Source organism: Mucilaginibacter celer (assembly GCF_003576455.2).
GTDB lineage: Bacteria > Bacteroidota > Bacteroidia > Sphingobacteriales > Sphingobacteriaceae > Mucilaginibacter > Mucilaginibacter celer.
The window spans coordinates 6,610,805-6,623,110 of the sequence record NZ_CP032869.1; the positions used below are offsets into that span (position 1 = coordinate 6,610,805).

General features: G+C 44.0%; 8 protein-coding genes. 2 read left to right on the forward strand and 6 right to left on the reverse strand.

Annotation, left to right across the window (positions count from 1 at the left end; all coding sequences use genetic code 11):
* Positions 1-5 precede the first annotated feature (5 nt).
* The 5 genes from HYN43_RS27635 to HYN43_RS27655 all read right to left on the reverse strand — a co-directional run bounded on the left by HYN43_RS27635 (position 6) and on the right by HYN43_RS27655 (position 5,030).
* Positions 6-962, reverse strand: coding sequence for a HAMP domain-containing sensor histidine kinase (locus tag HYN43_RS27635; RefSeq protein WP_119407079.1), 957 nt, complete (start codon positions 960-962; stop codon positions 6-8).
* Complete coding sequence (locus tag HYN43_RS27640) at positions 884-1,372, reverse strand: hypothetical protein (protein ID WP_119407080.1); 489 nt, start codon at positions 1,370-1,372, stop codon at positions 884-886. The genes HYN43_RS27635 and HYN43_RS27640 overlap by 79 nt, the downstream gene beginning before the upstream one ends.
* Complete coding sequence (locus tag HYN43_RS27645) at positions 1,369-2,046, reverse strand: response regulator transcription factor (protein WP_119407081.1); 678 nt, start codon at positions 2,044-2,046, stop codon at positions 1,369-1,371. The genes HYN43_RS27640 and HYN43_RS27645 overlap by 4 nt, the downstream gene beginning before the upstream one ends.
* A 153-nt stretch (positions 2,047-2,199) precedes the next feature.
* On the reverse strand, positions 2,200-3,426 hold the full coding sequence (gene nhaA, locus HYN43_RS27650; RefSeq protein WP_205589837.1) for a Na+/H+ antiporter NhaA: 1,227 nt from the start codon (positions 3,424-3,426) through the stop codon (positions 2,200-2,202).
* 74 nt (positions 3,427-3,500) lie between these two features.
* Positions 3,501-5,030: an ammonium transporter gene (locus HYN43_RS27655; protein ID WP_119407082.1), complete on the reverse strand. Its 1,530-nt coding sequence runs from the start codon at positions 5,028-5,030 to the stop codon at positions 3,501-3,503.
* Positions 5,031-5,636: 606 nt separating this feature from the next.
* Here HYN43_RS27655 and HYN43_RS27660 point away from each other — a divergent pair.
* The gene (locus HYN43_RS27660) at positions 5,637-9,374 is read left to right on the forward strand and encodes a S8 family serine peptidase (RefSeq protein WP_119407083.1); all 3,738 of its coding nucleotides are present in this window, start codon (positions 5,637-5,639) and stop codon (positions 9,372-9,374) included.
* 246 nt (positions 9,375-9,620) lie between these two features.
* Here HYN43_RS27660 and HYN43_RS27665 read toward each other — a convergent pair whose 3' ends face one another.
* A complete protein-coding gene (locus tag HYN43_RS27665) occupies positions 9,621-10,859 on the reverse strand; it encodes an alkaline phosphatase family protein (protein WP_119407084.1) in 1,239 nt (412 codons plus the stop codon).
* A gap of 140 nt (positions 10,860-10,999) precedes the next feature.
* Between HYN43_RS27665 and HYN43_RS27670 the strand changes: the two genes are divergently transcribed.
* Positions 11,000-12,226 carry a serpin family protein gene (locus HYN43_RS27670; protein WP_119409158.1) on the forward strand — a complete coding sequence of 409 codons (1,227 nt, stop codon included), beginning with the start codon at positions 11,000-11,002 and terminating at the stop codon, positions 12,224-12,226.
* Positions 12,227-12,306: the final 80 nt, after the last annotated feature.

A 12,306-nucleotide genomic window follows, 5' to 3' on the forward strand; every position in this document is an offset into this window, starting at 1 on the left:
GGCGTTTAGGCGATATCAAAAACGATCAGCACTTGGTTTGTATCGGGCGGTATCACCTTAAAAAAAACAGTTGCATTATGAAAATCCATTACCCTTTTCACTATGCTTAACCCAATACCGCTTCCCGAAACCCCGGCTGTATTACTGCCCCGGTAAAAGGTGGTGAATAGGGTAGTGGTGTTCTCTACGTCCGGTATCTCGCCCTTATTGCAAATTAGTAGCTGTAGTTGCCCGTTTTCGCGCCTGATCAGGCAATCTACCGTATGGTTATCCGAATAATTGTACGCGTTTTTCATTAGGTTGCGTAAAGCAATCTTCATCAGTGTTTCATCGCCGGCAATTTCGGGAGCATGTTCGTTTCCGGGTTGCTGCTCTATCTCGAATTTTAATTTAAAATCCGGGCAGGTTTTTGACAGATCGGCCACCGAACTAAATACAAGTTCATCCAATCGCAGGCGCATCAGCGAACGCGAATTTTCTCTGCTGTTAATATCTGCCAATGCAACTAACGAACTCACCATTTCGGATAATTGAAAAGTATCTTCAGATATGCTCTCGAGGTTGGTACGTGTAGCGGGGTCGAGACTATCGCGGTTAAGTTGATTTTCGAGTTGGGCTACAATGCGGGCTATCGGGGTGCGTAACTCGTGCGAGGCATTGCCCGTAAATTCTTTCTGCCTTTCGTAAGCATTGTCAATACGGTCCATCATCTGGTTAAATGAGTTGGCGAGGGTATTGATCTCATCTTCCCGCTTTTCCCCAGACAAGCGGATCTTTAAATTGCTGTCGGTTATTTCCTGGATTTTCTTTCTGAAGTTGTACAGGGGTTTCAACGCACTACGGCTCAGGCTGAATGATAGGATCCATACTACAAGCGTACCTATCACAAAAGCGCCAAAAAGCAGGTATTTGAGATAGTTAAGCTTACTGTTATTATAGGTGTCTTCGGCCGATACCAGCACATAATAGCCTTTATTATCAAAAATATAATACAGGCCCAGTACGTCGTATTTTCTGATGCGGCTAAAAATCTCCCTTTCTCCTTAATCTGGTCCAACTCATCGTCGGTATAATCAATAGTTAGTTTTGAATTGCTGTTGTAGATGAGCTTTTTGAACGAATCATAAATTTGTGTGTTTTCGTTATAAAGCTTATTAACGCTGTTGCTGTCAATAAGCTTTTGCATTTTGTAGTCAATTTCTTTAACCTCAATAAGCAGTTTGGCTGTTGTTTGTGCTTTTTCGGTAAGCAGGGTGGCAAACTCATCCTGCCTGAAGTGTGTAAAAAGAAAATAAACCGTAACCATTACCGATGCCAGCAACACCGAAAACAGCGAGCTGAAGATAAATGAAAATCGTTGTTTCAGGTTCATTTCAGGTAGTATCCAAATCCGGGCCGGGTATGTAGCAGCGGTCGGTTAAAGCCTTTGTCTATTTTGTTGCGTAAATAGTTGATATATACTTCGATGGTATTAGTTCCGGTTTCAAAATTGATATCCCATACCTTTGCGGCAATAGTTTGTTTGGATACCGGCTTACCATCTTCTGCGGCCAGTAACTCAATTAATTTATATTCTTTGGGCGATAATGGTATTTCTCTGCCCGCCCGGCTTACTTTTTTTTCAACTGCGTCGATAATCAGGTCGTCAATGGTGAAAACAGGCTTACTGTCTTCAATAGCACCATAGCTGCGTCTTAACAAGGCATTTACCCTGGCCGATAGTTCCTGCAGGTGAAACGGTTTTACAAGATAGTCATCAGCGCCCGAATCAAATGCAACTATTTTATTTTCTACATCGCTATAAGCGGTGAGCATTAATATAGGTTTGGTTTTATCAGTTTTCCTGATCCTCTTGCAAACTTCTATGCCATTCAGGGTAGGTACGTTTACATCGAGTATGTAAAGATCATAGGTTTCTATCTGCAGGTTTTTAAAAAACAAAGCTCCATCGTACACTATATCGCAATGCAGGGCTTTATTACCCAGGAAGATTTTGATTTCGTTAGCCATTTTAAAATCGTCTTCCAGTAATAGAATTTTATACATGATATAATAGTCGTGTTTATGCCAATAAGTTAATAAAAAAGGTAAACACTTTATACAGACAAAGCCCCGGTTGATTAGGCCGGAGCTTTATGAGTTGCTTTTATTTCTCCCTTAGAAATAACAGACCCAAAACAAGATATATCAAAATATAACTTATCCTAATTCCAGTTCCATCTGGCCTGCTGCCGCCGGCGACAGGGTTTCTGTATCTTCAGTATGTTCAAACGTCATGTTTACGCTAATAATCAGGAAATAAGCCATGCTTAACACCAACGATAACAGTACACTTACCAAAATGGCTACCTTGGCTATATCCTGAAAAGCCTCAACTTTAAATGCCAGCATAGTGGTGAATATTGACATGGTAAAGCCAATGCCTGCCAGGGTACCCATGCCAAATACCTGCTTCCATTGCACGTTTCGCGGTAAACTGGCTACTTTAAGGGCTACCAGTACCCTGCTGAAAACGAAGATGCCTATAGGCTTGCCTAAAACTAAACCAAATATAATGCCCAGCCCAACGCTGGTGCCCAAAGCGCCAATAATGTTGCCGGGTAATATAATAGCTGTATTGGCTAATGCAAATAGCGGTATGATAAGGAAGTTAACCCAACGGTGTATATATTTTTCGATTTTGGGGAGTTCATGAACAGGCGTTGCGAAGGCGATTAATACACCTACGATACTTGATTCGATGCCGGAGTTAAAAAACGCATACCATAAACCTGCCGAGAGGAGGATTTGCACCGGGCCAAATTTTATTTTAAAGTAATTGCAGGCAAACAGCGAGGCATAAAGCAAAATCCCTATGCCAAGGAATATCCAGTTGAGATGCCCGCCGTAAAACAGGGCAATAACTACAATGGCACCCAGATCGTCAATAATGGCCAGTGCCATCAGTAATATTTTTAAACCTACCGGGATCCGTTTGCCCAACAGGGAAGCAATACCAACCGAAAAAGCAATATCCGTAGCGGTTGGTATGCCCCAGCCATGCAGGTAGCTGGTATGCAGGTTAAAAGCAACAAATATTAATGCCGGAACTATCATACCACCAAGCGCCGCGCCAAATGGCAGCACGGCTTTTTTAAATGACGATAGCTCGCCGCTGATAAGTTCACGCTTAATTTCCATGCCTGCCATTAAAAAGAAAAATGCCATCAGGAAATTATTGATCCAGCTTAAAAAGTTTTCGGGTAGAGGTATAGCAATATGCGATGTAAATTCGCCGTTCCAGAACTGTTTATAGCCGGTACCAAATGATGAATTTGCCAGGCACATTGATAGCAGCGTGCAGGCAATTAACATGATGCCGGTAAAACGGCTGTCGTTTATCAGCATCCTAAGCGGGTTAATCGCTTTTGATATTATCCTTTTCATATCCTTTCCCTTTCTCTTTTTTTTAACAAAAATTACCTGCCCGTCGCGGGCAGGTAATTCAACTTTCAAACTAATTAATCGACGTAGCCCAAAACGCCCATTTCTGGCACGTCCAATCCGGCAACTTCGTCGTCCGCTTTAACCCTTATCGGGGTTATTTTATTTGATATCTTAAAGAAGATGTACATCACAACAAATGTGTAAACCATACAGGTAAGTGTACCTATACACTGAGCGCCAAATTGGCTGGCATCGCCATAAAACAAGCCTTTAACCGGGCCGGCCACACCATTCCAGCCATCACCGTATGAGCCGTCGGCAAATAAGCCTAATGATAAAACGCCCCATGCCCCATTAGCACCGTGTACCGCAAATGCACCAACCGGGTCGTCAATTTTAAATACATTGTCCATCAGGTGGATAGTTAAAACCACCAAACAGCCAGCAATAGCGCCGATAATTACCGATGATATTGAATTTACAAATGCGCAGGGAGCGGTAATGGCTACTAAACCGGCCAGCATACCATTGGCCAGCATGCCCGGATCGGGTTTCTTTTTCTGGATATAAAGCACAGCTAAGGCGGCAAGCGTACCGGCGGTACCGGCCATCATCGTGTTTACAGCTACAATGCTGATCCTGAAATCGCCACCGGCCAAAGTTGAACCCGGGTTGAAGCCAAACCAGCCTAAGGCAAGAATAAATGTACCAGCCAGCGCCATCGGAATATTATGCCCCGGTATAGTATTAGCCGTGCCATCGGCATTGAATTTGCCGATACGAGGGCCGATAATAATTGCGCCGGCAAGCGCTGCTACGCCACCAACAAGGTGTACAACAGATGAGCCTGCAAAATCAACCATGCCATGGCCAAGGCCAAAGTTTACGCCCAGTTGCGATAACCAGCCGCCACCCCAAACCCAGTTGCCATAAATTGGGTATACAAACATAGAGATGAACAAGCCAAAAATAAGGAACGATTTAAATGACCAGCGCTCGGCCATTGAGCCTGTCGGGATGGTGGCGGTAGTATCCATAAACACCATCTGGAACAGGAATAGCGTAAATACGCCCACATCATAAACCTTACTATTGAGGAAAAAGCCTACCGAGCCTATAACGCCAAAGCTATGACCAAATAAGGTTACCGTATATTCGTGAGGAATAACGCCCGGCGCACCGCCCAGGGTAGCAGCGTTTAATGCACCGCCAAACATGAAGGCAAATCCGCACACCCAAAAACCAAACATGCCTATTGCATAAACCAAAAAGTTCATACCCATAGTATGGGCAACGTTTTTCTTTTGGGTAAAGCCTGTTTCAACCATGGCAAAACCGGCCTGCATAAACATTACCAGGAAGCCGCAGATCAGCGTCCACATCATGTTAATGGCAATTTTGTTGTGGCCCACGGCATCACCTACTTCGGCGGCTGTAGGTGCGCCGGCTTTTGCAGCCGTAACATCATTAATTGTACCTGTTTTGGCTCCGGTGGCGTCCTGCGCAAAAGTGCGTAACGGCTCAATCAATACGAAAGCGAGCATCAGTATCATACTAAGCAGCAGGTAAGCAGGGATTTTTTTGTGTAGAATTTTAATCTTCATTGTAAAAGGGTTTTAGTTTTTAATATATTATTAAGGTTTTCTTGTTTTTCAATTAAAAAAAATCGCTCAAAATCCCTATTTTTTAATCTTGTTTGTTGTTTTTTTTTAAAAATACGCGTTTATGATCGTCTAAAACCTTAAAAAAACCTTAGAATTTATTAAATAGCTAAACTTAATGGCTTGTAAGTGTAATTTTATCAAAGAAAATTAGCTGATTTTAAATTTTTATTCAAAATAATTTATTGTTTGGCTTTTTTATATTGATTTTTTTTCTCTGGTGTAAAAATTAAAGCGGATTTATATAGAAAAAACAAATGATATGCTTGTGGCGTTAAAAATATTGCTGTTTTTATGTGTGATTATATTGCCTTTGCGTGGGCCGCGCAAAAAAAGGCAGCAAAGTGATATGAAAATGCCCTTGAAAGAATATTCAGAATACGTTGTTACCGAAGAAGGAAATCTTGATCTGCTAAAAAAACGATAATAAATTAGTGTTGTTAAGTAATACCTTGCTCAATTTTAGCCTGGTACGGCGTTTATAAATAGCTAAAAGCAACAACATGAACTATAGGTTATTTTTCTTAAAATTGCCTATCTTTCAAACCAATGAATAAACTTTACACAGCTGTTTCCCTTTGCTTTTTAATGTTAGGCTTTACAGGCGGCATCTTTGCACAGCAACCTTTAGTTAGCGCCACGGGCGAGGCCGAACTCAATAAACTATCAAGCCAAACAAGCACAGCTTATAAAGCATCATATAATAAAGCTGTATCACTTGCGCAAACGCACGGCTGGACATTAGTGCGCCATAACCGTAAGGGTAACCTGATTATCCTGCAGGGTGTTAATAAACTGGGCTTCCCGGTGTATTTAACTACGCATAACAATACTACGGCCGCGGCCACCGTGGGTACAAACAACTTACAGCCGGGAGGTTCGCTGGGTTTAAATTTATCAGGCTCGTCGGATTTTTTGGCCGGGAAGCTGGCTATCTGGGATGGCGGTTCGGTATACAGGGCTCACCAGGAATTTGCCGGTAAAACTATCACCCTAAAAAATAACGCCGCTATTAGCGATCACTCCTCGCATGTGGCCGGTACCATGATAGCCAGGGGCGTGTATGCGCCGGCCAAAGGCATGTCGTTCGGGGCGGCAACACTGCAATCGTACGATTTTAATGACGATGAAACCGAAATGAGTGCTGCAGCCGCCAATCTGCTGCTTTCCAACCATTCTTATGGTATTGTTGCCGGATGGGATTATAATGATACCGACGGCCGCTGGGAATGGAACGGCTTACCCGGCGATTCGGTTGATTATAACTTTGGTTTTTATGATGCCAAAACTGCCAACTGGGATAAAATAGCGTACAATGCGCCGTATTACCTCATTGTGGCTTCGGCCGGTAATTCGCGCGAGGAAAACGGCCCCCCTGTAGGGCAAACCTATTACGGTTATAAAAGCCGAACCGACCAAACTATGGTTAGCAAGGGTGCCCGCCCGGCAGGCATCAGCAATAATGATGGTTACGATATTATCAGCACAACCGGTAACTCAAAAAACGGCATTACCGTAGGGGCGGTTTACCCGCTATTATATGGCCCCAAAAACCGTACTGATGTAACAATTGCGCCCTTTAGCAGTTGGGGCCCTACAGATGATGGCCGTATTAAACCCGATTTGGTTGCCGATGGTGTTAACGTACTTTCGGTAGGCATCGATAACACCACATCATATCTTACTTTATCCGGCACATCGATGGCATCGCCCAACGTTACCGGATCATTGTATTTGCTGCAGGAGTATTATGCTAAAAAAAATAATGGCGCCTTTATGCGCTCGGCTACTTTAAAAGGACTTGTTTGCCATACCGCTTTTGATGCAGGCAATGTTGGTCCGGATTATATTTACGGCTGGGGATTGCTTAACATGACGGCCGCCGCACAGGCCATAACTGATAATGGTGGTAAAAGTACGGTGAGCGAGAAAACGCTTGCGCAGGGCCAAACGCAAACCTATAACGTAATAGCATCAGGCAGTACCCTGCTTGCAGCCACCATATCATGGACAGACCCTGAAGGCACAGCCACAGCCGAAGGGGTAATTAACAGCCGCACACCCAAACTTGTAAACGACCTCGACATCCGGGTAAGCGACGGAACCACAACTTTCAGTCCCTGGGTGCTTGATCCTGAAAAGCCGGGATTCGCCGCTACTAAAGGTGATAATATCCGCGATAATATTGAGCAGGTTTATATCCCCAATTCCGTGCCAGGCAGGGCATATACCATTACGGTAACTCATAAGAGTACTTTAAAATCCGGCTCGCAGGCTTATTCGCTTATTGTTACAGGCGTAGGTGGCGCAGCTTACTGTGCATCGGCTCCGCTTTCCAATGCCGATTCGCGGGTGAACAATTTTAAATTGGCCAATATTGATAATACGCCCGCTGCCGGCTGCAAAAGTTATTCGGATTATACCAGTTTAACCGCCCAGCTTGAGCAGGCCAAAACCTACCCGCTCAGTATTACCTTAGGTACCTGCGGTAATAATTTTAATAAAGCAGCCAAAGTTTTTATCGACTGGAATGCCAACGGTACTTTCGAAGATAATGAACTGGTGGCAACAACCGGAGTTATCAATGCCACCGGAACCTACAATACCAATATCACCGTGCCTGGCACAGTTACCGCCGGTGCCTACAGCCTCATGCGCGTGGTGCTTACCGAAACTGATGATGCCAACACCGTGAAAGCCTGCGGCGGCTATGCCAAAGGCGAAACCCAGGATTACCGTGTACAGTTTTTACAAACCGGGATTGATGCCGGGGTTATATCCATTGTTAGTCCGGGTGCCGGTGGTACCTGCTCGGCAAGCACTCCTGTTACCGTAAGGCTTAAAAATTTTGGTAACGCGGCCATCAGCAATATCCCGGTTACGGTAACCATTACCGATGCCAACAATATTACCACTACGTACAACGATATCTATAAAAGCATCCTTCAGCCATCGGCCGAGGATAATTTTACGCTAAGCGGTCAGTTTAATGCTGTGGCGGGTGCATCGTATACCGTTACCGCCACCAGCAAACTTAACGGCGACCCCGTTATCAGCAATAACACGGTAACGGCCAATATCACTGTTAACCCGCCCGCCACCATTGGCGATCTGAGCGCTTACTATTGCTCTACAGCCGGACAGTACGAATTATTTGGAAATGGCGATGGCACTGTTTTCTGGTATAAAAATGCCAATGATGTGCTGCCGATAGCTGCCGGTTCGGAGGCTGTTACCAACCAGGCGCCCGTTAACAATACTTTTTATGCCGGTGTAAACGATTTTAAAGGCAGTATCGGCCCGGCTACAAAAAACGTGTTTACGGCAGGAGGCTATAATCAGTTCACGCCTTATGTAAGCGTACATACCGCAGCGCCGGTGCTGATACAAAGCGCAAGGTTATATATCGGTAATTCGGGTAAGATAACTTTTAATGTGGCTAACAATAACGGGCAAATCGTATCCTCAGCCAGTATTGATGCTGTGGCTACGCGTACCACGCCACTGGCCGGCGCACAGCCTGATGATCCTAACGATCAGGGCAGGGTATATGATCTTAACCTATCTTTACCGGCCGCCGGCGATTACCAGATCTCGGTTGATTTTGCTGATAATGCTACCATTTATCGTAACAATGGTGGTGTAAACGGTTATCCTTTTAAAATAGGTAATATCTTCAGTATAACGGGCAATGGGGCTACCGGCAATAATGGCGATACCACTGCTTATAAAGGCTACTACTACTATTTTTACGATATGAAGGTACAAAGCCTGGGTTGCCCTTCGGTTACCCGTAAAGCCGTAACGCTAAGCAAGCCAACAATAACGCAAAACGGCAACACCTTAACATCAAGCTTTGCCGATGGTAACCAATGGCTGCTGAACGGTGTAGCTATAGAGGGCGCTACCAAAGCCACTTACCAACCCGTACAAAGCGGTAATTACTCGGTGCAGGTAACGCTGGCCAACGGCTGCACGGCCGAATCGGACAAGATTTTTTATGCCCGCGATGGTGGTGCCGGTGATAACAGCGAAATTGAACTGAACACTTTCCCCGTGCCTGCTAAAGATATACTGAATGTAACCTTTACAGCGCCCGAGGCAGGTGCATTGAGTTTATCAATAATCGATCAATCGGGCCAGGCCTTATATCAAAACAACGATAATGTTGCAAAAGGCAAATACAGCACCCAGGTAAACGTATCAAAGTATATGCCGGGCGTGTATATAATGAAAGTGCTTTTAGGCAAAAAGGTTTACGGCCGCAAGTTTATTGTGGTGAAGTAGTGTTTGATTTGGGAATTCGGACGTTCGATTTCGGATTTTTTTTATTGGGATTACACCGATTGATTTTTGATTACACCGATCCTGACTGTTGATGGTTTTGATTGTGTTGATTTCGCTTATTTATTTATCTGAACCCGAATTTTTAGAATTAAGGAATTAACAGAATGAAAAGCAAATTCTATAAATTCTAATAATTCCCCCAAATTCCGGTTCAGACAATTATTCTGCTAATTCTGTAAATTCAGACTATTTTTCCAGCACAATCCACCTGTTTACCGAATTATTGGCACCTTCAATAACCACCTTATAAAACTTTGATGGCATGTTTTTTACATCAACCAACGCGTGCCCGTTAGTTACAGGCACAGTGGCCAGTAATTTATAGTCATCCGGTTTGCCTTCTTTATAAGTATTATCCGCGGCAACCCAAATCTTAACATTGCCTTTATCATCCATAGCTTTCCAGCTAATATCTAATGAACCCTGCACATAGTTTGCAGCGGGCTCTGCAACTGATAGCTGGCCGATTAATGAAATTCCATCCATTTCGCGTTGCTGTGCTTCGGGTACTTTTACATTTAAAAAGCTATTGATTGACGGGGTGATATCCACAATGCCCGGGGTATAGTATTTGGCGTAATTATTAAGCGGGCGGTAGCTGGTTACCATCCAGGTTGAGCGCTGGCGGGTGCTTTGGCCTCCGTGATCTTTACCGTTTGCTTCGCTGCGGCCATGATCTGTGGTGATAAAAATCAGCCAGTCTTCTTTAAAATGCTCTTTGCGGTATTGCATTGCGGCCCAAATGCGGCCAACCTGTGCATCCATTTTTTCGATGGCATCATAATATTGCGGACTATCGCCATATTTGTGGCCCATATCGTCGGTATATTCCAGGTACACCCATGACAGGTCGGGCGCTTTGGTCTGAATACATTCGGCCGCCGAATTGGCAACCTGCTCATCAATCAGTTGCATATAGTTACCGGCTTTATCATGCGGAAATTTTACGGTATCCAGTTCGTAACCATCATAAGCATAATCGGGATGGATGTTTCCAGCCTCAGGGAGTTTATCGCCTATCAACTTGGTACGGTTGTCCGTCCAGCTGCTGAATACAGCGGTCTTTTTATTAGGATAGGCATTTTTAAACATCCTGAATACATTCCAGTAGTTATAATCAGGCGCTTTAATATCATTACCCCATACATTGTGCTTATTAACCCAGGTAGCGGTAAGCAGGCTGTTGTAGCCATTGGCCGATATGGTTGGCGTTTGCGAATAGCCGCCCTTTTCGCCGCCTACATTGGCGCGTAAATAGGTGCCTTGTTTGGCTATCGCTTTCAAATTAGGCGTATTCAGCTTTTCAATCACATCGGCGGGGATGCCATCGGCAATAATGAAAACGGCTTTGCGGGTTTGGGCTTTCGCACCTAAACCTGCCAGTATCAGCAGCGAAAAAGCTGCAGTTTTAAATAGTTTTTGCATCGATATAAAAATAGGATGTTCAGCCTGCTAAACTACACGCTTAAAAAAGAGCAGGCGTTAATAAATTGTTATTATTTTTTTTAAGTTACTGTAGCGTAGCCTGTTTAACAAACGTAATGTTAATTATAAACCTATCAATCATGATGCGCAAACTTACTTTATTAAGCCTTTGTATTTTAGCCATATCAGCCTGTAAAAAAGGCAACGAACCAATAAACAAAGGCAAGGGGAAAGACCTCGTGCTTTCGGCAACCGAGCAGCAGCAGGTTGGGCCGGGTAATGCTTTTACCCTAAAGTTGTTTAAGGCTAATGCAAGTGAAACGGACAACGATAAAAACCTGATGCTTTCGCCTTTAAGTGTAAGTTTTGCCCTGGGCATGACCAGCAATGGCGCAGCCGGCCAAACGCTTACCGATATCAATAGTACCCTTGGGTTTGATGGTTTTACCCAGGATGAGGTAAACAGTTATCACCATAACCTCATTACCAACCTGCCGCAGCTTGATCCCAATACCTCACTTAAAATTGCCAACTCTATATGGTATGCCAATGATTTTACGCCGCTGCCGGCATTCCTGAAAACCAATACCGATTTTTATAATGCCGAGGTAAAAGCCCTCGATTTTAAAAATAAAACCGCATCTGCAAATACCATCAACAAGTGGGTAAGCCAGCAAACCAATAATAAAATTCCGAAGATCATTAATGAAATCCCGGATAACGTGAAGATGTACCTCATTAACGCCATTTATTTTAAAAGTGCCTGGAAAACACGCTTTGATGCCGCCAAAACGTACAAAGCACCTTTTAAACTGGCCGATAACAGCACCGTACAGGCCGATTTCATGACCACTAAGCTGGATTTCAATAACGCTTATGACAATGGCACCAATGTAATGGAGTTGCCCTACAGCAACAGCAAATACAGCATGGTACTCATTATGCCCGACGAAGATGTAAAAAGCTATGCCGCCACGCTCAATCAAACCAAATGGGATTTGCTGATGGGTAAGCTTGCTGCTAATAAAGCGGATGTAACCATCCCTAAATTCAAATTCAGCTATGAAATTACGCTGAACGATATTTTAAAATCAATGGGCATGGGCATAGCGTTCAGCGACCTGGCCGATTTTACGCGCATAAACGCTGCAGGTGGCCTGAGCATTACCGAGGTAAAACATAAGACTTACATAGATGTAAATGAAGAGGGTACCGAAGCGGCGGCAGTAACATCCGTTGGTGTAGGGGTAACATCGGCAGGGCCGACAAACTTTTTTAACAAGCCTTTTATTTTTGCCATCAGGGAGATGAAAACCGGGTTGATATTATTTGTGGGGATAGTGAACAATCCTACCTTAAGCGAATAGCAGGTAATACCCGATATGTCACAAAGTTTTCACAGAATATAAATTGCCTGTTAGCTTGCAAAACGCTTAAATTTACGATG